The sequence below is a fragment of the Vreelandella neptunia genome, from assembly GCF_000712975.1.
Lineage (GTDB): Bacteria > Pseudomonadota > Gammaproteobacteria > Pseudomonadales > Halomonadaceae > Vreelandella > Vreelandella qaidamensis.
Window position 1 is genome coordinate 159,541 of record NZ_JHQL01000003.1, and the last position, 24,420, is coordinate 183,960.

A 24,420-nucleotide genomic window follows, 5' to 3' on the forward strand; every position below is an offset into this window, starting at 1 on the left:
TATTAATAATGAAAAAACTCGCCACACTGACAACGCTTTCTGCCTTGATGGCTTTGGGCACTTTACAACATGCCACCGCCTCAACTGAACTGCAGGTTAGTACTTGGGCAGGCCCTAATCACGGCGTTAACACGATTGTTTGGCCGACATGGGGAAGTTGGGTAGAGGAAGCGACCGAAGGGCGCGTCACTGTTAACGTGGTTCACGATATGGGCCCGCCCGGCTCTCAAATGGAATTAATCGCAGATGGCGTTGCCGACGTTACCTGGCTTTTTCATGGGTTAATGCCAGGCCGTTTCGAGCTGACCAAGCTACCCGAACTCCCTACGTTTGAGGACTTCTCGTCCGAGTCTGCCTCGGTGGCTTATTGGCGCACCCATAATGAGTTCCTAGCCGAGGCGAATGAGCACCGGGGGGTTGAGGTGATTGGGGTTGGGGTGCACGGCCCTGGTGCCCTTTATCTTACCGAAGAGATTGATAGTCTTGACGACCTAGACGGTAAGCGTGTTCGTATCGGTGGCGGCATTATGGCGGACATTTCGAACGCACTTGAGCTTACCGGCGTAGCACTCCCACCAGCCAGCACCTATGAGGCTGCTACACAAGGTGTTATTGACGGCGCAATGCTGACCCTTGAAGGGCTCAAAAGTTTTCGTCTAGCGGAAGTGCTGCCCTACACCGTTCAGATGCCGGGTGGTTTTTATCGGGGAAGTTTCTCGATGGTCATCAACCCTGATACATGGGCCTCGCTTTCTGAAGAGGATCGTGCAGCCATTGAGGAGGTATCAGGAGAGCGACTTTCTCGTCTGTTTGGCTACATGATGGACGTGGTGGATGAGCGTGGCATTGAGTTTGCGAAAGAGCAGGGCAACACGTTTGTGGAGCTTCCTGCCGAAGAGCTTGAGCGCTTCCAGCAAATAGCCGCAGATCTTCCTGGTCAGTGGGAGGCCGAGGCTGAGAAACGCGGCGTGGATGGTGACGCCGCACGCGGCTTCTTCCTTGAGCAGCTCGACGCTGTAGATAGTGAAGAAAGATTGAGCGCTGAGGCGGTAGTTGATCAAAGTATGTAAGGTAGAAAAAAGTATGTAAGGTAGACAAAAGTATGTAAGGTAGACAAAAGGTAGAAAAAGAGGCCGTCACGACGGCCTCTTGTTAGTTCTTTCTTAAGTTGTCGATAGAAAGCTCAACATCTTGAGGGCGCTGCAGCACGTTAAGCAGAACGATAGCCCGCTCTTCGCCCTTGCAGCGTTTAAAGACGGCTTCTAAATCTTTGAAAGGGCCGTCAGTAATCGTTACTTTTTCCCCGACACTGAAAATACTGTGGCTACCTTCCTGATGATGCGGTTGATCACGTAGTGTTTCGATTAACGCATCTGGCACCGCAATAGGCGTATTACCAAAGGTGAGTAGGCGCAGTACGCCACGGGTCGAACGAATCGGCCGCCAGTTGCTGACTATTTGATCCAAGCGAATAAAGAGGTAATAAGGAAACAGGGGCTCAGTCACCAAGGTATATTTGCCCTGGCGCTTGCGTTTAACACTTAGCACGGGGTGAAACACCTCGTACCCTTGGTTAGCAAGGTGCTCGGCGGCGCGAAACGACTCGCCGCCTTTGCACTGAATGACATACCAGCTGGGATTAATCCACGCTTCTTGGGTTTCTAATTCCTCCATTATTGTTCACCCTTTAGCGTTAGCGAGCAGCACTGCAAGAACATCCAGTGTCTGGTCGATGTGGGCCTCAGTGTGTTCGCAGGAAAGGAAAAAGCGTAAACGAGCGCTCTTTTCAGGAACAGCAGGGTACAAAATAGGCTGCACGTTAATGTGCTGCTCAAGTAGCGCATGGGATAAGTGGGCTGCCAGCGGTGAACTACCCACAATAACGGGCACGACCGCAGAGCCGATACTGTGGCCGGTATCCATTCCCCTTGCCTGCGCTTGTTCAAGAAAGTAACGCGAAATTGCCTGCAGGCGGGTAACGCGCTCGGTTTCCTGGGGCATTAACTCCAGTACTTTAAGTGAAGGCGCGGCCACTTGAGCGGGCATACCCACGCTATACAAAAAGCCTGGGGCAAAGTAGCGCAGTGTTTCTACTAACGCCTTATTACCGGCGATATAGCCCCCACAGCCAGATAGCGTTTTGCTCATGGTACCCATCCAGATATCGACATCGGTGGGGTCAATCGCAAAATGCTCTCGTAAGCCTAGGCCTGTGTCACCCATAACACCAAACGAGTGCGCTTCATCTACCATCAACCACGCTTGGTGGCGTTGCTTTATCTCAATAAAGCGGGGTAGCTCTGGGATGTCGCCATCCATGCTGTAAAGCCCTTCTATCACCACAATTACACGTTCAAATTGGTGACGATGATTGCTCAGCAGGGCGTCGAGCGCGTTGGGGTCATTATGGCTGAAGGGCATGCGCTTAGCGCCGGAAAGCTGAGCGCCAACTAATGAGCTGTTATGAATGTACTCGTCGTGAAGCACTAGGTCTTTCGGGCCTAACAGGTAACCAAGGGTAGACACATTGGTTGCATGGCCGCTAACAAAGGCAACGGCGTCTTCAACCCCATAGATGTTGGCAATAGCCTGCTCGAGTTCCCTGTGGATAGGCCGTTCGCCCGACACAACACGGCTAGCGGAGACGGACGTGCCATAGTGGCCTGCTGCCTCACAGGAGGCTTGAATAACCCGTGGGTCACCGGAGTAACCCAGGTAGTTGTAGCTAGCGAAATTGATGCAAGACTGACCATCAATAACGCTAGTGGCCCCGGCAAGCCCGTCATGGACTTTGAAGAACGGATCTATCAGGCCTAGCTGCTTTGCGCCCTGGCGCAGCAGTGCTAACTGCTGATAGCCAGGGTGAGCATCGAAGCGTGTAAAGCGCTCGGGGACTGTCCGAGTAGCCTCAGCGCCAAATGCTGCAGGCGCTTGAGGGCTGGTGGCCCGTGGTGTTGGACGCTTGCGTGCTTGTTCCAACAGCTTTCGTTTCAGTTCAGAGCGCTTTGCAGTCATGGTGTCTCGGTCGTAGATGTTGAGGCCGGCTCACTAGTGTGCCCATCCGCCCCATGGCGAGCGGCCAGAGAGGCTAACGCATCTTGTGGCGTCTCTTCAACATCCTTGTCATGCTGATGTAACTTTTGAATCAGCACGCCAGCGAGTTTGTTCAGTGTTGATGCCTCGCTTAGCACCATGACTGGTACCTGAACGTTTAACCTGTTCTCAATGGCCGTCATCAGTTCAACCCCCATCAACGAGTCAAACCCCATGTCGTACACTGATCGGTTGATGTCGATTTTTTCTTCATCAATTAATAGGATGCTGGCTAGCTCTGCGCGCAGGAGATCAGTGATCGTGCTGTGCAGTTCTTCCGGTGAAAGATCTGCAAGTAAGGCGCTGATATCGTCATCGTGATCAACGCTGCCATCATCGTCACTGGCGCGAGCAATTTCATTAAACCGCGGCGCTTGGGCGGTGGGTAAGAAACGCGCTAGCGCTCCCCACTCAAGTTCAAGAACGCCAAGGCTTGGCCCTTCGGTTAACAGCATTTGCTCGAGCACCTTGAGGGCGTCATCAGAGCGCAAGGCTGAACCGCCTAGCCGCTCTTGCAGTGCATCTCGGGTGCGCGTGTTGCGCGCTAGGAAGCCAACATCTTCAATCGCCCCCCAGCGTACGCAGGTAGCGGGTAAGCCAGCGGCGCGGCGACGGGCAGCAAAGGCTTCTAGCCAGTGGTTAGCCGCCACGTAATTGGCTTGCCCTGGGTTACCAAATAGCGTGGTCGCTGAGGAGTAGAGGACAAAGAAGTCGAGCGCGATGTCGTGGGTGAGGGCGTCCAGGTGTCGAGCGCCATCAATTTTAGGTGCCAGCACTTTTTGAATCCGCTCAGCGTCCAAATTACGTATCAAACCATCATCAATGACCGTGGCAGCATGAACGATGCCCCGTAACGGGCTTAGCTCATGGTGAATGCGTTCCATGACAACGGCCAAGGCATCGCGATCAGTAATGTCACACGCGGCTGCCAGCACTTTCACGCCCTGGGCTTCAAAGGTCGCGATGGCGGCTTGGGCTTCTTCGCTAGCAGGGCCGCTACGGCTTAACAGAACAAGCTGACGTGCGCCTTTGCTAACTAACCATTGGGCGGTTTTCAGTCCAAAACCGCCAAGCCCGCCGGTGACCAGATAGCTGGCATCGCCAGGTAGGGTCATTGTGCCAGTGCCTAATGTTTCGTTGCGCGGTGGCGCAATAGGCTGTTCATAGGTGACCACGACTTTGCCGATTTGACGCGCTTGCTGCATATAGCGGAAGGCGTCAATTACCTGATTGTGGCTGAATGCGGTGAACGGCAGTGGGCTAAGCGTGCCATCGTTAAACAGCGCCATCATTTCTCCAAACAGGCGCTGGGTGAGGGCAGGCTGCACTTTCATCAGCTGGTCGGAGTCGATGCCGAAGTAGCTTAAGTTATTACGGAACGGACGTAGCCCAATCTGGGTGTTTTCATAGAAATCGCGTTTGCCTAACTCTAGGAAACGACCAAACGGGCGTAGCGCACGTAGGTTTTGATTGATCGCTTCGCCCGCCAGCGAGTTCAGTACCACATCCACGCCTTCGCCTTGGGTATCCTCTAGGATCTCTTCGGCAAATGTGAGTGAGCGTGAGTCGTAGATGCGCTCCTCACCCATCAAACGCAGGAAGTCGCGCTTCTCTTCAGAACCCACCGTGGCGTAGATGTCGGCACCTAGCCACTGAGCAATTTGCAGTGCGGCGATGCCAACACCGCCCGCAGCACCGTGGATCAGCACTTTCTCGCCGGGTTCCAGGCGCGCCAGATGCTTCAGTGCGTAGTACACCGTGAAGAAAGTGGTCGGAATGGTGGCAGCAGCGGCGTAGCTGACGCCCTCAGGCAGCGGCGCTACTGCGTGTTGGCTGGCAATCAGCCGATCGCTGAAGCTGGCGGGACCAAAGCCAACGACCGCTTGGCCAGGCATAACGTGCTGAACATTGGCGCCAACCGCAAGAACCTCTCCCGAGAACTCAAGCCCCAGGGTCGGGCCAGCGAAGCCATTTTCAATCGCTTCATCGGACAGCAGACCAAGGGTATACATCACGTCACGGAAGTTTAGCCCGGTTGCTTTAACACGAATTTCTACCTCATCCGCGCCCAGTTCCGGTAGCGGGCGTGGCCGCCACTGCAGTTGGCGTAATTGGCCTGGTAAGGTAAAGCCTAATGACATTGCTTGATGCGGTTCAGCGTTTGCCTGTTTCTCTGGATGAGGAGCAGGCAGCGTGCGCAGGCGCGTGGCAAACCGATCACCCTCTGCGGTAATGACCAGTTCATTTTCACTATCTGGCGTGGCGATTGATGCTGCAAACGCGATTAGCGCCGCGTCACTGAGTGCCTCTGGTAGATCAATCAGCGTAACACGATGACCAACGGCCTCGTTTGCCAGCGAGCGACCGAAGCCCCATAGCGCCGCGTCATCGCCAGTGCTGGCGGCTTGGGTGGTTAGCCAAAGCATGACACGACTACCTTGGCTCTCAAGCCCGCTTGCCTCTAACGCCAGCGACCACTGCTGAGCGGTGTAGCAGCGTTGGGTTTGGGCGCTAGTGGTAGCGCCTTTCAGCCAACGCAAGTCAATTACATTGAGTTCGCCAGGTACGTCTTGGCGTGCCCCTAACGCGGCTGTTAATAGCGCTTGCGGCGCTGCATCGCTGACGGTTAGCCAAGTAGAGGTTGTGCCTAATTGCTCGGCAAGCTGGGCGGCGAGTGCTTCGTGCTCAATGTCAGAGACAATTAAATGGTAGGCCGTTGATGCGTTTTGAGTCGCTGAGTCAGGTTGACGAGTTTCAACGGCTTCTGCCGCAAACTGGCCATGCAGCAGGTAAGCCCCGCTCTCCTCAAGTTCAACCGGCGGTGAAACGCTAAAGCCCTGAGTGGTTAGCCACTCAATTACGGTGTCTTGCTCCAGAGCGGCTTGGTCGATGCCTGGCGTGGCTAGAAGGTCATCCAACCAACGGCTGGGATGAACGCCTATCACCATGACTTGGGCACCTGGTGCAAGCTGTGCAGGAAGCGCTTCCATTAGTTGGCGGCTGCGCTCAGGCTGAGTGACGTCCACGCTGATAAACGCCAGTTGAGCTTTTGCGGCGCTACTCAGTGTTGGTAGGGCGTCGTCTAGCGACTGAACATCCATCAGCGGGAAGCGCTCTTGGAGCTGTTCGGCTTGGTGGCGAGCGCTATCACTGGTAGTGATAGCGCGATAGTGATGCGCATCTTTTGCAATATGAGTAGTGTTAGCCAGCTGTTCGAGTAGGCGCTGACCAAGAGCGGGAGCACAGGCACCAGCTTCTAATAACTGGAGACGCTGTCCTGATGGCAGGGTCGCTAGTGTCGCCTCCATCAGTGCGCCAAGTTCGGTTGCTAGTACCTGCCAGCCGTCCTCACCGATGAGAACGCGGTTAATACCGGCTAAGTGTTCAGAAGTAATACCTAGGCTTTCAAGGGTGGCACTGCCGTTGGTGAGCTGTTCGCGATGCAGCCCTAAACGACCCACCATATGAATAGGCGCAAAATAGTCGGGATAATCTTGCACCAGTAACTGCCAAATGGTTTCCGGTGCGAGCTGATCTTCACTGCCGTCATCATTGAACGACACAAACGCTTCGCTAAGTCTATCAAGTAGTGGCGACACTTCCTGGGCATAGCGTTGGCCGGTGCTGGCGGCATAGGTATCGCTTAGTCCCGCCAGCCTAACGAGCGCGTTGTTAGGTAGCGGTAATGTTGCTGCGGTCAGCGGGGCAGGCGTTAATTCGACCTCTAAATAGCTAAAGTGCTGATGATGCGCGCGGTTCAAGCGGATGGCCTTGAAGCGAGTCTCACTTAGCACAGCCACGGCGTTGCCAGCGGCATCATACAGCTCGAAATCAGCGGTGAAAGAGTGAGGTGCTCGTTTGCCCATGACCGCCCGCGCCAGTACAGGGGTACCGGCTTCTGCATTCACCTGAATGCGGCCAACGCGAACCGGTACAAAGGCAAGCTGCGCGGCGAACTCGCTATGCTGAGCCAGCAGCGGAATAAACATCTGGAAAGCACTGTCCAGAATGCCTGGATGAACGTGTAGTGTATCGAGCTGGGCCTGGACATCGTTCGCTAGCGTGATCTCGCCAATCACGCTATCGCCCTCAATCCAGCCACGGCTGATGGCTTGGAAAGCAGGGCCGTAATGTAGCCCGATGCGTTCGGCCATCTGCAAGTGTTCAGCCAGGGTGTAGTCAGGTGCGCGGCTGGGTAGGCTAGGCGCTTGGCGTTTGAGCAAAAAGCCACGGCTTTCGCGCATGCGGCGGGCGACGGCATTAAGCTGCCATTCGCTGCCGGTAGCAGGCTCGCGGGAATGGATAGTTAAGCGGCCGTCGTCTGGGTTCAGCGTTAACCGCATGGTGCGGCCATTGGGGCCGTCTAGCAGCAGCGGGGCGCGGATCTCCAGCTCTTCAATGTCTAAAAGTGGTGTGTCTTTCTGCTGTAAGGCGGCCGCTAGCGTAAGCTCTACAAAGCCAGCGCCTGGAAACACCGCGCCTTCACCGACCACGTGATCAGCAAGCCACGGCTGACGTTGGGTGTCCAGCTGGCTTTCCCAGGTGTGGTCTTGCTGTGCAAGCGGATAACCCAACAGTGGATGCTGGTAGTAACGAGACAGCAGACCCTGGCCGTCGTTGGTGCCCTGTACCCAGAGGTTAGTGCGTTGCCATGCGTAGCGTGGCAGCAGAACTCGCTGGCCTTCCACCGGGAAGAAGTGACGGCTATCAAGGGGTAATCCGCTTAGCAGCAGCTGTCCTAGGCAGTGGGACAAGCCATCTACGCCTGACTTATGGCGTTCAATGGTGCCAAATACTAGTCCACTGCGCTCTTGCTGGCGCAAGGACTCGTTTAGATAGCGGCGTAGAATCGGATGCGCACCAACTTCAACAAAGACGTTGTAGCCCTGCTCGATAAGTGTCGTGGCGGCATGATCAAACAGAACCGGTTCACGAATATTAAGCCACCAGTAGTGGGCATCTAGCTCTGTGCCGTCACTGATGACACCGGTAACGGTCGAGACATAGGGAATATCAGTCGCACGGGGGCGAATGTCAGCCAAGGCGTCGACAACGCCAGCTTGAATGCTGTCCATGGCAGGGCTATGGAAGGCGTAATCTAATGGCAAGCGCTTAGCAAACGTACTCTGTTCGCTGAGCGCTGCTTCAATAGCGCTCAGCTGATCACGATCACCCGCCAAGGTGATGCCTTTGGGGCTATTAATGCCCGCCAAACTGATGTTGTTGAATTCGGCTTTTTCAAGCCAGGGAGCAATCTCTTCCGCGCTCATGGCAACCGCGGTCATTTCCCCTAGGCCACGGGTTTTGCCTTGGTAGAAACTACGGTAGTAAATGACCTTTACCGCATCTTCTAAGGTAAGCGCGCCAGATGCCCAAGCGGCAGCAACTTCACCAACGCTGTGGCCGAATACGGCGACAGGTACAATACCGTTGGATTTAAGCCATTCGGTTAATGCCACTTGAAGAGCAAACAGCGCCGGTTGGGCGATTTCAGTACGCTCAAAGCGACTTCCGTTGGCCACTGGAGGGTTGCGCCCGGCGAGTTCATCGCGTAGCGAAAATTCGCCATGCTGCTGGAACAGAGCATCTACGCGGTCAATGGCATCGCTGAACGCGGGCTCATTTAGCAGGTCATGGCCCATGGTTTCCCATTGGCAACCATTGCCGTCATAAACGAACACGGGGCCGCGGGCGTTTGCTAAACGCTCAAGCGTTACAACGCTGTTGGTTTCACCGTCGACAAACTTGCTGAGCGCATTGGCGGCTTCGCCCGGTGTTTGAGCAAAGCAAAGAGCCCCAAACGTATGCTGCTCACGATGGTTATAAAGCGTGTGCGCAATATCATAGAAAGCCTGGTGACTATCACGCAAATGGCTGGCAAGCGCCTGGGCATTGGCTGTTAGCCCTTCTTGGCTACGCGCGCTAATGCGAATAGGTAGCGCTATGTCAGGTACTTGACGAGGCGCGGGCGTTTTTTCGGGGGCGCTTTCGAGAATGACGTGGGCATTTGCGCCGCCAAAACCAAAGGAGTTAACGCCAATTACCAAGCGGCCCTGTTTCTTGAGCGGCTGCGCTTTGGTAACAACGCTAATGTTCCACTCATCAAATTTGATGCGTGTATTCAGCTTGCGTATGCCGATTGTGGCAGGCACTTCACGGTGCTGCAGGCTATAAAGCGCTTTGGCAAGACCGGCGACGCCAGAGGCGGTTTCCAGGTGACCAACGTTGCTTTTTACTGAACCAATCAGCAGTGGCGTTTTGCGGAATTTGCCGAGTGCTTCACCAATCGCGCGGGTTTCTATCGGGTCGCCAACGGCGGTACCGGTACCGTGGGCTTCAAGGTAGTCGATCTCATCAGGAGTAATACCCGCCTGCTGGTAGGCACGACGCATTAAATCAATTTGAGCGCTGGGGTTAGGAACAGTGAGGCCAGACTTGTGGCCGTCAGTGTTGACCGCCGAACCGGCAATAACGGCTAGAATATTGTCGCCATCGGCGACCGCCAGGTCGTAATCCTTGAGCAAAAACAGTCCCGCACCTTCCGAGCGCACGTAGCCGTTGCCTGCGTCATCGAAAACTTGGCAGCGGCCAGTGGGTGAAAGCATGCTGGCCTTAGAGAAAATAATAAAGCCATAAGGATGTAGGTGGAGACTAATACCGCCCGCCAGCGCCATCGTTGTTTCACCGCTGCGTATCGATTGGCAGGCTTGGTGAAAAGCGACCATAGAAGACGAGCAGGCGGTATCCAGCGACATGCTGGGGCCATGCAGGTCAAACACATAAGAGAGCCGGTTAGAAGCAATACTTGAGGTGTTGCCCGTTGCAGTAGAGGCGTCAATTGCCCCCATGTCATCGGCTAGACGATAAGAGTAGTCCAGGCTGGCGACACCAATGAAAACGCCGCACTGGCTGCCGCGAAGGGTGCTAGGCACTATGCCTGCGCTTTCCATGGTTTCCCAAGCGAGTTCTAACAGCATGCGCTGTTGCGGGTCCATGTTCGCCGCTTCACGGGGCGAAATGCCGAAAAACGCTGCGTCGAATCCGCTGATATCGCCTAGGCTACCCGCAGCAAACGTGATGCTGGTGCCAGGATGACGTTTGTCTGGGTGCCAGTAAGCATCTTGGCTCCAGCGGTCAGCGGCCACTTGGGTGACGAGGTCTTTTTCGGCTTGCAGGTCCTGCCAGAACGTTTCAGGGGTGGTGCCGGGGAAACGATGGGCGGCGCCGATAATGGCAACGCGTTTAGTCATTCTTGCTCCTGAGGTTCTGGTTCTGCCTTGATCACATCGCTATTTATATCGCGCCCAAACGCCTGTTTAAATAGGTAGACGCCAAGTTCGTTTGCTTCCAGCGTATACGATTCTTGCTCGTAGGACGGATGGTCGTGCGTATCACGCTCTATTTCCGTTGACCATATCATGTACGGGGTGCTGCTAGCAGGGGGCGAATAGTGCCTGTAGGCGGTGGGTAATATCGGAACATGATCACCGTACCAGCCCAACAGCCCTGGCCTTATCGCTGAGTTTAGCGCTGCTTTAACGCTTCCAAGCATTTTATCCGATTCACCCAAATGGTGCAGGTAAACGGCTAAATCACGCAAGTGATTTGGTAATGGCCATGGCGCCGTTGGTAAAGTGGATGCTAACCACGCTTGCTCCGGCGCTTCTAAATGTAACGGGCCGTGATTCTCCATCGTAACCACAAACACAAATAGTGGCCTATTATCGTCATCTTCAAGCAGTCGTCCAACCTTTCGTGCAACGGCTTGATCACCAATGTATTGGCCGTGCTTATCCTGGCTATCGAATGCGCTGATATCGATAAACGTTTCAAAGCCCAGTTTGGGAATAACGCTGTCGCGCATGTAGAAGGTAGCGGGGTAGGGATGAACGCAAACGGTTCGGTATCCCTGTGCTTGAAAGGCACTGGCAATACTGGGTAGCGGGTGACGTGACAGCGTGCGGTAGGGGTTGAACTGTCGTGGCCCCCAGGTGTCAGGCGCAATGCCCGTTAATATGGCACATTCGGTACGTACTGTATTGGCACCCCAAGCTGGCACGTTTAGCGATCCCTTCATGACCGCTTCGGGGCGCGTGGCATCATAGTGCGGCAGTAAGTCTGCGGCAATCTCGCTACACCAGGCACGCGGGTCAAAAAACGATTCACTTTGCACTAACACCACATTGGGGAGCGCTGCATGGGCAGCCTGATCTAGGGGATGATGAGTGACGTAGTGAAAAGGCGAGGCTTCTGATGCGGGCGGCCGGGAGCGCATTAGGGCAATGCCATAAGCCCACAGGCTGGCAAACAGCCCCAGGTGATTGAGGTCAAGGACAGGGTCAAGTGTGATCGGCGGAAGTTTGCGCCAGCCTAGCCAAACCAATAATGCTCCTGAGGTTGTCATGACCAGGCTGCTGACCAAAAACATCATGCCGCCCCATTGGCTGATTAGCGAGGCTTCAATATATAAGAAGCTACCAATGGCAACAGCCCCTGCGCTGCTAGCGGCAATGGCTAAGCCGATGCCGAAAAAAGGCACATAGAGACGGGGGTGCAAAATAGCATCCCAGAAGTATTCAAAATCGTGGCAGATAAAGGGTTCGTTCAGCGTGCGTGACTTGGTATTGCTGGACTGCACGACCACCAATTGCAGCGACAGAACAAAAACGACTGCAAACCAAGGGCGTTGTAGTAGCAGAACAAACAGTCCAAACAGCAGTAGCCAGCTGCCAAGGTGCACGATGTTTGCAGCCACACCGCGCTGCCAAAACGGTTGTGGGCGAGGGCTTAGCAGTGCCTCGAACAGCAAGCTTCCCAATAGGCCAACCAGCAGCGGGCTAATAAAGGTAGTGGATACAAAAAGCTGCACGCTACACGCCCCCGGGATGATGAAAACCAAAGCGTTTGATCAGCCATTGAGAAAGTCCTGCAGGTAAAACGGCCAGCCACCAAGTGCCAAAATTCAACGGAAAAGGAAAGCTGATACGGGCGCGGTTCGCAGCAACGCCACGTTGTATGGCATTGGCCGCACGCTCTGGCGGCCATTCCCACGGCTTCGGGCCGGGCATGGCATTACACATGGGGGAAGTGACGTAGCCAGGCATGACCACAGTAACGCCAATGCCATGGGGGGCGAGCAACCCTCTAAGCCCTTCGCCATACGCTTTAATGCCTGCTTTGCTGGCGCTGTAGCTGGGCGTTGTTGGCAAGCCGTGCCAGCCAGCTAGAGAGCTAATAAAGACCAGCTGGCCGCTGCCTCGTGCTTGCATGGCAGGCACTAGGCGCTGGGCCATTGCAATGGGAGCTTTTAAGTTAATATCCAGTAGCGCTTGAACCTCATCCCATGGCTCTAGTGCGTTATCGTGGGGATGTGTATTAATACCCGCATTGGCGATCACGATATCGGGTACGTGTTGGGCACATACGCTATCTAGCCAAGCGGTGAGTTCGCTATCGTCGGTCAGGTGAGCAGATGACAGCGACACGCTTGCTCCCTTTTCACGACAAGCCGTTGCCAGCGTTTCAAGCGACGATTGATTGCGCCCATGCAGCACTAAATGCGTTGTTGGGGTTGCGTAAGCCTGTGCTAGCGCTCCACCTATAGCGCCGGTAGCCCCGGTAATCAGCACGCAGCGTGATTTGCCCGTAACGGGTAGTGTTAGTTGACCCACGCTCAAAGTAACTTCTCCAGCGGTGAAGGGCAGGCTTCCAATATATGGGCGGCGTTATTAACGGCTAAATCGATACTGGGCTGACAATAAAAGCCACCATTAATCTGTGCGGTGTGCATTACCGTATTGCGGAAATAACCAAATAGCGCCTGACTGGGCGGTGGTGGCTGGTGCCAAAACTCATCGAGAGAACCTTCATAAGTTAGGCCCGTTAAACGATAGATAGGGTCGCTAAGCGCAAAGGTGGGACACTGTTTTTCCAGTGACACAATACCCACGGTACTGTTCACTGTGACCGTCCCTGTAGCGTGCTTAAGCAGTGGGTTGAGGTTGCCTGATTCCAGATAAACGATACGCCCCTGAAGGCCGTAAAACTCTTCAAGCTTTTGAATAATACTTGGGTAATTAACCAGTCCCATGTCTAGCGGGTGGTTTTTGATACACAGCAGGGCATCGCTAGGGGCATGTAAGGCAAACGACCCCATAACGTGAGTCATCACCTCTTCCATATTGGCGTAAGGGGAGTGATCACGAATCTGCGCATCCGTGTTGAGCTGTAGGGGCAGCATAAAATAAGGCCTTTTGCCCTCTATCAGCTGCTCGATACGCTTTGCATCGCGCTTTTTCCACTGTCTTAGTAGCGTAAAGCGCTTAACGTAGCCCGCATATTCCACCGGTGCGGTAATGGGCGCATGATTACGGTAGTGGGGTGCCACCAAGGGGTTGGCAAGGCCGGCTAAGTGGTAGCACACATCATGAGCGGCGCGGATTTTAAACGATGAGCGAAAGCGAACAGGGGCGGGCAGCTTTGGCAGCGCTTTACCTGTTTCGTAAAACCACTGGGGATCGCGGGGCAGCAAGGAGTGGCCATTAACGCCATCGCGTTCAAGCGTGATCCAAAAAGGGCGAAAATACCCCTCTTCAAACACATGCGTGCGAATACCGGCCGCTGGCGCTAGGTCAACCGCTGGCCGGTGAATTGGGCGGCGGTCACCGAACAGCACTTGATCAGTGATCTGATAGCGTTGCCACAGCGATTGGATATAGGCCGGCAGCTCACTTAAAGGCCCCCGAAATAGATGGTTCTGGCTGTGGGTGCGTTGCCAGTAAGCCATATCGCCAGCGTTGAAGTTAACCTTTACCACGCGGTGTCCATCGTCGGTAAGCCGACGAGCCAGGCGTTGATAAAAGGGCGAGCAGACGCCTTGTAAAAATAAGAATGCACGCTTTTGCTTCAACTTAATGACTTCCAATAAATAAGTTACGATAACAGCGATACAGTCGCTGCTTCCATGTAAGCCTATGTTTTTTTGTTAAAACGTATTGTGATTTAGCCTGTTCCAACAGGCTGACCACTGTTTCTGCATTACATAGCTGTCGAGAACTAGGGTCGACGTAGTTTGGGTACAGAAGCAGTGTTCCTGCTACCAATGCATCAAGCGATAGCCCTCGGTTTCGTCGTGGGCAGTGCATGGCATCCTGGGTGAGCCCCCAGCCAGCGTAAAATGGCAGGCCATAGGTGTATACCTGGCGTTGACGAAGCAGTGCTTCAAAGCCAGTGAGCGAACTCATGGTATGCACAGCATCAACGCGTGCTAATAGCGTGGTGATATCGATATGGCTAGCGTCAAGATCATACAGGCGTTTGGCGTTGGTATCGAGTGCTCCAATACGAGCACCTGTCAACACGTCTGGATGGGCCTTGTAAACAATAAAGGCATTAGGGTTCGCTTCACGAACAGCGGTTAACAGCGCGCTATTCGTACATATTTCTGGTGAACCAGTTGCAATCGATGCATCGCTTTCTACCTGCCCAGGCACCAAAATAGTGTGTGTGTTGGTGGGTAGGTCAATGGTCTCTTTGCCTGGCACATTGTATTTAGATAGTTTTAAAGCGACTAATCGTTTACGTAACTGGGCCGCACGGGTTAGCAAATCATCGCTAAAATCAGCATTGTTGAGCAGGGTTTCAAGCTCGCTAGGCTGACTGGGATCGTAGTAAATGCCATAACGGTCAATCACCAAGGAGAGGGGTTGAGCAAGATCAACCCCCAAGCCCACAGAACGGATAAAGCCGTCTTCCATTCGCCATAGCGTAGCCATGTGGTGAGGGTGGCGGCTCTTAAAATCGTCGTTAATACGGCTAGACCACACCAGCACCTTTGTTTTTTCTAACGGCTGTTCATCAGCGGTGGGGAGCTCTTTTCGGTACTGTACCTTAGCTGCTGGGCCAAGAAAATCACCAATGAAGCGCCTTTTCCAGGAAGAAAAACCACAAGCTAACCACTCACCGCGCAAACGTTCTTGCTGGCGTTTTTGATCAGCAATTAAGGCGATGGTTTCTTCCAGCGTTGATGGAGCGCCCGTGTAAGGATTGGCGTAGCGGGTATAGCGTAGGTATGCGGCGGCAAAGACCTCTTCGAGCGAGCGTGTTACCCTTCGTCGTGAGCAGCTAAGTTGATCAACGGTTAATCCCCAGCCCGCATAAAAGGGTAAGCCAAAACAGTGAACGCGCTTGCCTGCCATTAATGCTTCGAAGCCAAGTTGGCTGGTGACCACATAAACCTCTTCGACACAGTCAAACAGTGCCCACGGGTTAATGTTGTCGCTAATAATGTGGCAACGGGGATTATGATGAACGTGCGCCAAGTGGCCCTGTTTTTTGCCTGCAATGACGTCTGGGTGTACTTTGACTAAAATGTTAGCGGTAGGGTGGTTAGTTAACGCGCTTGCTAACATCCGCTGGAAGCTATCTGCGTTGGCTCCGCCGTGATGGATAGACGCATCGCCAGCCGTTTGGTCAACCACTAACACATTAGACGTTTCAAAAGCGCTAGCGTGTTTAGCAAGGGGCACGGGGTGGTCTGGCGCGTGGTTGTATTTTGACAAGCGATAGCGTGACAGTTGTTCAATGCAGCGCGATGCTTGAGCACACTCTTCTATTGTAAAGGTAGCGTTATTTAGCCAATTTTCTAAATCGCTGGGTCGCGAGGCATCGTAATAAATACCGGTGTGATCAACGACCATGCTATGGGGCTGGTAGCCTTCAACACCTAACCCTAAAGAACGAAGAAACCCATCCTCTAGAGCGATATACGCCAGACGATGGCGGCGGGCATACTCTCGGGCGCGCTTACTAGTAGGTTTAAGCCCCCAGCCAATAACCGCATGGGGCTTAGCGCTCAGCCGCCCAAGGCGTGCAAAACGCGTGTATTCAGGTAAAAAAGAAGCAAGGGCAGAGATCTTAGAAATACCGGGAGATGTATAGCCTGCTATAAGCTTTGCCATGTGAAGAGCCGCAACCATGTTGAAAACAAGCGCGCTATCAGCGCAAAGACTTAAAGCGGCGAACATACGTGAAAAGGTTGAGCTTATCAATTAGGTGTGACTGCTCCCCGCCCTAAGCGCTGGTGCGCCACGGGCGAGGCTTCCCACTTCTCAGGCCGCTGCCGGCGCGTGACCGGGCTTACGCAGGCCTCCGTGGGCAGGAAACCGACAGTCCTTCGGCTCGTAGTTTGATAATACCCTGATGACGAATGTTGATCGCGGCGTTGATGTCACGGTCAATGCCTTGCGCACCACAACCGGGGCAATCCCAGGCACGAATGCTGAGCGGCATTTTATCGACCTTGTGGCCGCAGCCAGCGCAGGTTTTAGAGCTGGCAAACCACTGATCGATTTTGACCAGATGCTTGCCTTGGGCTGCTGCCTTGTACACCAGCTTTTGGATCAGGCTGTGCCAACTGGCATCTGCAATATGTTTTGCCAGCTTGCGGTTTTTCAGCATGTTTTTGACTTTCAGCGTCTCAACCACCACCGCTTGGTTGTCGTCAATGAATTGTCGAGACAGCTTGTGCTGGAAATCAGCACGGGCATTGGCCAGGCGCTCGTGCGCCTTGGCAAGGGTTAGCCGTGCTTTCGCACGGCCCTTGCTGCCTTTCTGGCAGCGGGAGAGCGCTTTCTGCTTGCGGCGCAGGTTGGTGCGCGCACGCTTGAGAAAGCGGGGATTGGGGGTTTTATGACCCTCCGAGTCGATGGCGAGGTGTATCAGCCCCATGTCCACACCCAGCACGGCGTCCACTGTTTGCAGCGGTGCCGGGGCTTCCTCTCCGTCATCGACCAGCACCGAGGCGTAGTATTTGCCGGTGGTGGTGCGGGTTAAGGTGATGCTTTTCAGCGTACCGGTGATCTCACGGTGAAGGCGCGCCTTGATAGACGTGAGTTTTGGTATCTTGATCTCGCCTTCACCGAGCTTGATGCCGGTGCAGTGATAGCTCGATTGTTTGCCGTGCTTGCGCTTGAACCTGGGGTAACGGGCTTTTAACTGGGGGTTAAAGAAGTTCTGGAAGGCCCGATCCAGGTTAATGCACGCTTGCTGCAGCGCAATCGAGTCAAAATCCTTGAGCCAGTGATACTTACGGGACTTCTTCGCCACCGCTAGCAGCGGCTTGAGATCTTTTTTGGCGCGGAGCTTGGTGCCATGCCGTTTATACTGTGTGCTGATGATATGCAATGCCTTGTTGTACACAAACCGCACCGCGCCGAACTGGGCGTTCAAGAACGCTGCCTGTTCAGGGGTCGGGTAGAGACGTACTTTCGTGGCTTTCAGCATGGTATGGGGCTATTAAAGCTGTATATCTATCCATTATAAGTGGCGAAGGGCAAAGATCAAACCCTGCAGCGCTATCGCACTGCCCGCTTATATCCCCGCCCGACTGGGCGAGGGTTTACGCGGAGTTTTGCTAAAATTGTATTACGCTAATAGAGGTTTCTGTTACTTAATGTCACAATTAGGCATTGGCTAGGTTCAGGCAAGGTTGCGCGCATATTGTCCAATTTTTTGATAAATTGGTGGTTCGTAAAATAATTAGGGCTGACTTACTGGGTAAAAAGTTAGTGAGTGTTAGCAGAAAACAGGTAACTGGCGTGTCAAGTGTCTACTTTTTCAAAAACGATGGATATAAAAGTAATAGTAGACGAGGGGGCGCATGGAAGATGTTGATAAAATTGATATTCACGCGTTACGTTCATAAAGCTTGTTTTTCTGGAACAGGGCTTTATGAAACGCATGTCCAGTAAATTTAATCCAAGCAAGCTTATGATGCTTGGTTCATTGAAAAGTCGGCTATTGCTGGGGCTTTCTTGTGCATTGCTTTTACTAGCGGCTCTGGTGCTGGGGATGGCATGGCAGGTAGGAAAAACCATGGTTCAAGAAACCAATATGGCCCATCTACGCTACGAAGCTAACCTAATTGCAGATGAAATCACTCAGCAAATTGATCACCGGTTTCAGGCCCTGGAGAGGCTCAGCGATGTTATTGGCGTATCCAATAATGCGCAATGGCTAAGTCATCAGCTAGGTAGAAATGATGCGTTGCTGGCATGGTTTGATGCCGTGGTTATCAGCGATACACAGGGCCGGATTTTATCAGATTGGCCTGTTGTGCAGGGACGTGCAGGGCTTGAAACCCAAGAACTTGAATATTTTAAAACGCTAAAGGGCACACGCAGGCCCTATGTCAGTGAGCCGTTTGTTGGCCGTGCCAGTGATATACCAATGGTGTTAATTAGCGTTCCCCGTTTTGATAACGCCGGTCAGTTCGCGGGGTTTATAGGAGGGGTGGTCAGTTTAGACAGCAGTGGGTTGTTTAATCGCTTGGCCACTATCCGATTAGGTAGCAAAGGGTATGCCGCTGTTGTTACCGCCACCGGTAAGGTGCTTTATCACCCCGATCGATCCTTAATCAATAACGCAGACTTTGACTCTAAAGCGAGCCCTTTGCTTGATTTAGCGCTGGACGGCTGGCAAGGCGATGGCGTGGGTAGGCTGTTGGATGGCCGTATGGGTCTGCAGTCGTATTCACAAGTATGGCCTGCTAGCTGGGTAGTAGGGCTCTATTTGCCCACAGAACAAGCTCAACTGCCGCTGTCTGGCTTCATACACAAGCTGGGGTGGATTTGGGTCGTCATCGCACTGTTAATGATGCCCGGTTTATGGTGGCTACTTGCGCGTATATTAGCACCTCTTAATCAGCTAGAAGCGCAGATTGGGGATGTAGGGCTTGGGCGTCGTGCTTACGTTGATCTTGAAACAAATATGCAGGAACTTGAGCAAGTAGCCACTACCTTTAATCGCGTTGAGGGAGAGCGACAGCAGCTTGTTGGTCATCTTCAAGAACGGGAAGCATTTTTAGATTCTGTATTAAATGCATCGCCGCAAGGCATGTTTGTGGCTGATTTTGGTGGCAACATTACCTACATGAACCCCGCCCTGTTAGATGTGTTGGGTATTAGCGCTAACATGCCGATGGAAGCATGGCTTGATCAGATTCATATTGATGATCGTTCCGGCGCGAAAGATATGTGGATGCATAGCTTAAAAACTGGCAATGACTACGTGCGTCAACTGCGCTTTATTCGCAGCGACAAAGAGATGCTATGGCTAGATATACATGCTCGTGTGGTCATGCTTACCCAGGGCGGGCATTCGCTTGGTTTAGTAGGCGTGGTGAAAGATATTACCGAACGCCGCGAGCAAGAGGCGCTGCAACGTTGGGAAGCCGAGCACGACCCCTTAACCGGTTTGCTGAATCGGCGAGGTTTTGAGCGCCGCCTTGAAGAAGCCTTTGCTGATTTCCAGAAAACCAGCACGCCCTCGGCGCTGCTGCTGTTTGATCTAGATCACTTCAAACCGATTAACGATGAAGGCGGGCACGCCCTAGGCGATGAAATGCTGCGCCGTATCGCCCAGGTCGTTGCGTGGGAAGTTCGCCGCAGCGACCACGTAGCGCGCCAAGGGGGCGATGAGTTCGGTGTGTTGCTGCCTAGCTGTACCCTAGGCCAGGCAGAGCGTATCGCTGAATCGTTACGTCAGGCAGTCAGCGAGGTATCCGTTGTTCATGAGGGCAAAGAGTACACGGTGACGCTAAGTATCGGGGTCACCTGCTTCGACGAGACCGACACCACCGTAGACGCGGCTCTTTCCCGTGCGGATGCAGCCAGCTACGATGCCAAAGGCAAAGGGCGTGACAGTGTCGTGGTTAAACTGCCAAAGGCACCAGACCCTATGGCCCTGTTTGAGTAAAGCGTACAAATCCTCGTTAGGGTAAGCCGCAGTCGGTCGACAAATCTTGGGCAACGGTAGAATATAAGCATCTGCTTATTCGATTGAGAGTGCTTTTGTGAGCCTACTTGACATTTTTTCCCGCACGCTAGATATCACGCTGCCTGTGTTTGCCATGGTGTTTGTAGGCATTGGCCTGAAGCGGCTAAAGTGGATTGACAGCGGGTTTGTTTCCACCGCATCAGCACTGGTTTTTAAAGCAACGCTGCCCACGCTCATTTTTTTAAGTCTCATCAAAGCAGACCTAAGCGTTGCCTTAGACGTGCCCTTATTACTGTTTTTTGCCGCCGCCACGCTTGGCCAGTTCTTTATTAGCTGGGTGTGGGCTAGCTATCGCGTGCCCAAGGCCGACCGCGGTATTTATGTGCAGGGTGCGTTCCGTGGTAACTGCGGTATTGTTGGGTTGGCACTGGCCGCAGGGATGTATGGTAACTACGGACTTTCTACCGGCAGTCTCCTGCTTGGTGTAGTTATTATGATGTATAACGTCCTTTCGGTAGTGGCGTTGGCGGCTTATCAGCCCGGCCAATCAACAGACTGGCGTAGCCTGTTAAAGCATATCGTTACTAATCCCCTGATTATCTCTGTACTTGCTGCGCTACCGTTTACGGCATTTTCGATTCCGCTTCCCCGCTGGTTAGTTACCTCAGGGGATTACTTCGCCTCGTTAACCTTACCGCTAGCATTGATCTGTGTAGGCGCGACGCTGTCGGTGACTACTATGCGCAGCGGCAGCCAAACAGCGTTAAGCGCCAGTAGCATGAAAATGATTGTGCTGCCGTTACTTGCCACGCTAGCGGCATGGATGCTCGGCTTCTCTGGGGCACAATTAGGGCTGTTATTCTTATTCTTCGCCAGCCCAACCGCCTCCGCGAGCTTTGTCATGGTAAAAGCGATGAATGGCAACGTAGCACTGGCCGCTAATATCATCGCTATCACCACCTTAATGGCCAGCATAACCGTCACCGCCGGTATCTTTGTGCTGCGCCTTTTAGGCTGGATTTGAACACTGCGGTTGGCTGGCCCTTACCAACACGCTATACTATGCGCCCCATAAGTCCCTGTAGCTCAGTAGGATAGAGCAGCCGCCTCCTAAGCGGCAGGTCGCAGGTTCGACTCCTGCCAGGGACGCCAGTAAAATCAACAGTTTAGATAAGTATTGGCTTGGTGTTTTCGCTGCATTTTCTGTTTGGTCCCCACAAAAAACGCTCGCTATAGCATTGTATCAGCACCACGCCAGATGCCCATCCCCAGCACATCAGCCACCTACATTCTCGCGGTCGGGCATGGCCGTCCAGTAGTGGGAATCCGCCACTATAATCTCTGATTTAGTGGTCGGTGGATGTCAAAGAATCAGTTTGTCGTCGTTCGGGTGGTGGCTTTGTATCACGCGAGCGTTAGAAGGTTTCCCATTGATCATCGGCTGGAACAGTATGTCGCCTGTCTGTAGATGGTTGCGTTTGTGGTAGGGCGTAACTTTGCATACGTTGGACGTTAGCGCGGGGAAGAGTTCCTTGCGCTTTGTCGACTTTAAAAAAGATGACGGCTTCCGCTAAGTCTCGCGCTTGATCTTCCATAGAAGCAGAGGCCGTGGCTGTTTGCTCCACCAGTGAGGCATTCTGCTGGGTGACTTCATCCATTTGGTTAATCGCGATGCTCATTTGGTCGATCGCTGAGGTTTGCTCGTCAGACGCGCGACTCACTTCTTCCATTAACCCCGAAACGCTGTCGATATTCTTTACGATCTGCGCCATGGAGTCGCCAACCGCTGTGACTAGCGCGCTGCCTTGTTCCACTACCTGATTGTTTTCAAGAATCAGATGCTGGATTTGTTTGGCTGCATCGGCACTACGCTGTGCGAGATTTCTTACTTCTTGAGCGACAACAGCAAATCCGCGCCCTTGCTCACCCGCTCTGGCAGCTTCCACCGAGGCATTAAGCGCCAAAATATTAGTTTGAAACGCGATGCCATCAATTAACTCCACAATGCCGCTAATTTTCTCTGAGCTTGCATTTAGCTCGTTCATTTTACTAATAGCATCTCTAACTTTCTCACCACCGTAACCTGCAGAGCGGCTAGCCGCATGTGCTAACTGATTAGCCTCGCCAGTGTGCTGGGTGTTATTTTTCACCGTTGCAGCGACCTGCTCCATGCTGGCAGCCGTTTCTTGTAGGCTGGAAGCTTGCTCTTCAGTACGCTGTGAGAGATCCACGTTACCTGATGATATTTGTCCAGAAGCCGTAGAAATAGCCTCTGCAGATGTCTGAATATGACTAATTAATCCTTGGAGTTTGCTTTGCATATCCCCAAGTTCACTGAGCATATCGCCAATTTCATCCTGATGGGTGAGCTTAACGGTTTGGGTTAAGTCGCCTTCTGCCATCGCGTGGAAGTGTTGGCGAGCTTGGGCAAGTGGCTGAAGAATACGCTGAATTAATATCCAGCTTAATAACCCTGCCAAGATTACAGCAACCGCTAATGCCCCGATCATTACATTACGCATGAATGCAGCATGCTCTGCTGCATTTTCATAAGCTGACTGAGCCTCGCGTTCTTCAAAGTGAATGATGTCGTCGAGCGTTGCGTTGAGTGTCCGGTAAGCAGGCAGTGCTTGCGTAAACGCAATTTCATTGGCGTTGTCGTAATCGCCTAATGCGTAAAAGGGCAGGGCAGTATTAACAGCATCTTGCAAGCGATGATAGTGCTGTTGGAACTGCTCGGTGAGTGCCTCATCCGCTGAGGATAAACGTTGTGAGACATACGTTTGCCAAAGGCTATTAATCTGCTGTTCATTATCCTGAATATTATCACTATGCAGTTGCACCGGGTGGTCGTGTAAGGCGCTGACGGCTAAGCCTGGATCGTGCTGCCCCGCTAAAGAAAGCTCTAACAGCATATCTTTTGCACGCTCATTCAAAGAGGCAATTTGCTGTGTGTTTTTGAGATTAGTTTGATAAATCGTGTCAACAGCTTGGTTCGAAGAAGTCATCCCGCTAAAGCCTAATGCCCCAATAACCAACATAAATACCAGCATAATCACCATCATAACAATCAAGCGTAGTTTAATGGTCATTCGAAATATGTGGTTAAGCATGTGACACCTCGAAAACAGCCGTTACGGTTAAGCCCATCAGCAAGGCCTTAAGAATGTATTACTTTATATTGCTAAATGTTATGAGTAAATTACAAAAAAGACGGTTGGCTAACAATGAAACTTAGACTTTAGGAGAGTGTCGTTCTTTAGCTGGCTCCTTCTATTTCAACAGCTGTACTGTTGCGGCCCTCTTTTTTGACCTGGTAAAGCAAGGCATCAGTCATCGATAAGCACGTATCCATCGTACTCGTATTGGTAATCGCACAAATACCAATACTGACCGTACAATAGAGCGAATTTGCACTGTTGATGAGCATAGGCGTTACGGCAAGTTGCTGGTGCAGGCGGCTTGCAACATGGGTAGCTTCTGACGGACTGGTTCTCGGCAGCATGACCATAAATTCGTCACCGCCCCACCGGCAAATAACGTCGTACTGACGAAACACCCGACGACACAGCTCTATGAAACGTACCATGACGTGATCGCCGCTCTGATGACCATATGTATCGTTAATATTTTTGAAGTTATCTAAGTCAATCAGCATTAATGCACCCGAAGGGGCCCCACGCTGAATCATGGCCACTTCTTGTTGAAAACGTTCTTCAAAAGCACGGCGATTTAGCGAGCCTGTTAATGAATCGATGGAAGATAACTCCTCTAACTCCTGGCGCGTTGTTTGCAATTCACGAATTAACGCTTCCTGTATGCGATGACTGCGCATTAACTCCATGTGGGCCATAACTTGGTTGGCTAATGCCTGAAGGGCGAAATGTTGGCGTTGTGTCAGCTCGCGAGGTTCATAATCCAGTGCGCATAGCGTTCCCAATGGATAACCGTCTTTGCTTTTTAGCAGCGCACCCGCATAAAAACGCAAGTGAGGCTCTCCTGTAACCAAGGGATTGTTAGCAAATCGGGCGTCTTGCGTGGTATCCGGTACGACAAAAACTCCGGGCTGTAAAATGGCATGCGCACAAATCGAGATGTCACGCGGGGTTTCTTGAACGCCTAGCCCTTTTTCAGATTTAAACCATTGCCGATCACGGTCAATAAAATTAACCACGGCAATGGGGGTGTCGCAGATCAATGAGACTGCTTCGACAATCTCATCAAACGCGTCGTCCCGTTGCGTGTCGAGAATTTGATAATCTGCAAGTGCCTTAAGACGACGCGTCTCGTAATCATCTGCGTCAAGCGTTGGCCTATGCGTCATAAGTAATCAATGCTCCCGATTAGGCGATTAAGCCCCTCAAAAGCCGTAGCGTTGAGAGCGCCTTTACGCATATCGTCGCCATGGCATAAGTAATCTTGGCATGGGTTGTCCATATCAGTTCCTTCTACAACCGTTTTACATTTGTAGGGTGATTCGCTATGTAATAGTTATAAAACAACCAGATAAGATTCACTGAACACGTGCCATGGCGGGGCACATAGTGGTAA

13 protein-coding genes and 1 tRNA gene are annotated in these 24,420 nt (G+C 52.7%); 4 read left to right on the plus strand and 10 right to left on the minus strand.

Features of this window, described 5'->3' with window-relative positions; genetic code table 11:
* The first annotated feature begins 8 nt into the window (after positions 1 to 8).
* A complete protein-coding gene (locus CR46_RS0108830; RefSeq protein WP_030071994.1) occupies positions 9 to 1,070 on the plus strand; it encodes a TRAP transporter substrate-binding protein in 1,062 nt (353 codons plus the stop codon).
* Positions 1,071 to 1,152: 82 nt separating this feature from the next.
* Here the strand turns inward: CR46_RS0108830 and rfaH are convergent, their stop codons facing one another.
* The 8 genes from rfaH to CR46_RS0108870 all read right to left on the minus strand — a co-directional run bounded on the left by rfaH (position 1,153) and on the right by CR46_RS0108870 (position 17,376).
* On the minus strand, positions 1,153 to 1,674 hold the full coding sequence (gene rfaH / locus CR46_RS0108835; protein ID WP_030071997.1) for a transcription/translation regulatory transformer protein RfaH: 522 nt from the start codon (positions 1,672 to 1,674) through the stop codon (positions 1,153 to 1,155).
* A 6-nt stretch (positions 1,675 to 1,680) separates the two neighbouring features.
* On the minus strand, positions 1,681 to 3,015 hold the full coding sequence (locus CR46_RS0108840) for an aminotransferase class I/II-fold pyridoxal phosphate-dependent enzyme (protein WP_030071999.1): 1,335 nt from the start codon (positions 3,013 to 3,015) through the stop codon (positions 1,681 to 1,683).
* Positions 3,012 to 10,343 carry a type I polyketide synthase gene (locus CR46_RS0108845; protein ID WP_030072001.1) on the minus strand — a complete coding sequence of 2,444 codons (7,332 nt, stop codon included), beginning with the start codon at positions 10,341 to 10,343 and terminating at the stop codon, positions 3,012 to 3,014. Before CR46_RS0108845 ends, CR46_RS0108840 begins: the two co-directional genes overlap by 4 nt.
* Positions 10,340 to 11,962 carry an LTA synthase family protein gene (locus tag CR46_RS0108850; protein WP_030072003.1) on the minus strand — a complete coding sequence of 541 codons (1,623 nt, stop codon included), beginning with the start codon at positions 11,960 to 11,962 and terminating at the stop codon, positions 10,340 to 10,342. Before CR46_RS0108850 ends, CR46_RS0108845 begins: the two co-directional genes overlap by 4 nt.
* A gap of 1 nt (position 11,963) precedes the next feature.
* On the minus strand, positions 11,964 to 12,770 hold the full coding sequence (locus tag CR46_RS0108855; protein ID WP_030072006.1) for an SDR family NAD(P)-dependent oxidoreductase: 807 nt from the start codon (positions 12,768 to 12,770) through the stop codon (positions 11,964 to 11,966).
* Entirely contained in the window at positions 12,767 to 14,002 is a 1,236-nt protein-coding gene (locus CR46_RS0108860) for a capsule biosynthesis protein (RefSeq protein ID WP_030072008.1), read from the minus strand. The genes CR46_RS0108855 and CR46_RS0108860 overlap by 4 nt, the downstream gene beginning before the upstream one ends.
* 1 nt (position 14,003) lies before the next feature.
* Positions 14,004 to 16,052 carry a capsular polysaccharide biosynthesis protein gene (locus CR46_RS0108865; protein ID WP_030072011.1) on the minus strand — a complete coding sequence of 683 codons (2,049 nt, stop codon included), beginning with the start codon at positions 16,050 to 16,052 and terminating at the stop codon, positions 14,004 to 14,006.
* 178 nt (positions 16,053 to 16,230) lie between these two features.
* Positions 16,231 to 17,376: an RNA-guided endonuclease InsQ/TnpB family protein gene (locus CR46_RS0108870; RefSeq protein WP_030072013.1), complete on the minus strand. Its 1,146-nt coding sequence runs from the start codon at positions 17,374 to 17,376 to the stop codon at positions 16,231 to 16,233.
* A gap of 456 nt (positions 17,377 to 17,832) precedes the next feature.
* Between CR46_RS0108870 and CR46_RS0108875 the strand changes: the two genes are divergently transcribed.
* The 3 genes from CR46_RS0108875 (at position 17,833) to CR46_RS0108885 (ending at position 21,021) form a co-directional block, all read left to right on the plus strand.
* Positions 17,833 to 19,848 carry a sensor domain-containing diguanylate cyclase gene (locus CR46_RS0108875; RefSeq protein ID WP_030072015.1) on the plus strand — a complete coding sequence of 672 codons (2,016 nt, stop codon included), beginning with the start codon at positions 17,833 to 17,835 and terminating at the stop codon, positions 19,846 to 19,848.
* Between the two features lie 97 nt (positions 19,849 to 19,945).
* Positions 19,946 to 20,893, plus strand: coding sequence for an AEC family transporter (locus tag CR46_RS0108880; protein ID WP_030072017.1), 948 nt, complete (start codon positions 19,946 to 19,948; stop codon positions 20,891 to 20,893).
* Positions 20,894 to 20,944: 51 nt separating this feature from the next.
* Positions 20,945 to 21,021 (plus strand) — tRNA-Arg (locus tag CR46_RS0108885).
* A gap of 263 nt (positions 21,022 to 21,284) precedes the next feature.
* Here the strand turns inward: CR46_RS0108885 and CR46_RS0108890 are convergent.
* Together CR46_RS0108890 and CR46_RS0108895 are read right to left on the minus strand one after the other, a co-directional pair.
* Entirely contained in the window at positions 21,285 to 22,982 is a 1,698-nt protein-coding gene (locus CR46_RS0108890; RefSeq protein WP_030072019.1) for a methyl-accepting chemotaxis protein, read from the minus strand.
* Positions 22,983 to 23,128: 146 nt separating this feature from the next.
* Complete coding sequence (locus CR46_RS0108895) at positions 23,129 to 24,193, minus strand: sensor domain-containing diguanylate cyclase (protein WP_030072021.1); 1,065 nt, start codon at positions 24,191 to 24,193, stop codon at positions 23,129 to 23,131.
* Positions 24,194 to 24,420 lie beyond the last annotated feature (227 nt).

Excerpts from the sequence above, each read along its gene's own strand:
- CR46_RS0108830 (WP_030071994.1), top strand. The coding sequence starts at position 9 with ATGAAAAAACTCGCCACACTGACAACGCTTTCTGCCTTGATGGCTTTG.
- rfaH (WP_030071997.1), bottom strand. The coding sequence starts at position 1,674 with ATGGAGGAATTAGAAACCCAAGAAGCGTGGATTAATCCCAGCTGGTAT.
- CR46_RS0108840 (WP_030071999.1), bottom strand. The coding sequence starts at position 3,015 with ATGACTGCAAAGCGCTCTGAACTGAAACGAAAGCTGTTGGAACAAGCA.
- CR46_RS0108845 (WP_030072001.1), bottom strand. The coding sequence starts at position 10,343 with ATGACTAAACGCGTTGCCATTATCGGCGCCGCCCATCGTTTCCCCGGC.
- CR46_RS0108865 (WP_030072011.1), bottom strand. The coding sequence starts at position 16,052 with ATGGCAAAGCTTATAGCAGGCTATACATCTCCCGGTATTTCTAAGATC.
- CR46_RS0108870 (WP_030072013.1), bottom strand. The coding sequence starts at position 17,376 with ATGCTGAAAGCCACGAAAGTACGTCTCTACCCGACCCCTGAACAGGCA.
- CR46_RS0108875 (WP_030072015.1), top strand. The coding sequence starts at position 17,833 with ATGTCCAGTAAATTTAATCCAAGCAAGCTTATGATGCTTGGTTCATTG.
- CR46_RS0108890 (WP_030072019.1), bottom strand. The coding sequence starts at position 22,982 with ATGCTTAACCACATATTTCGAATGACCATTAAACTACGCTTGATTGTT.
- CR46_RS0108895 (WP_030072021.1), bottom strand. The coding sequence starts at position 24,193 with ATGACGCATAGGCCAACGCTTGACGCAGATGATTACGAGACGCGTCGT.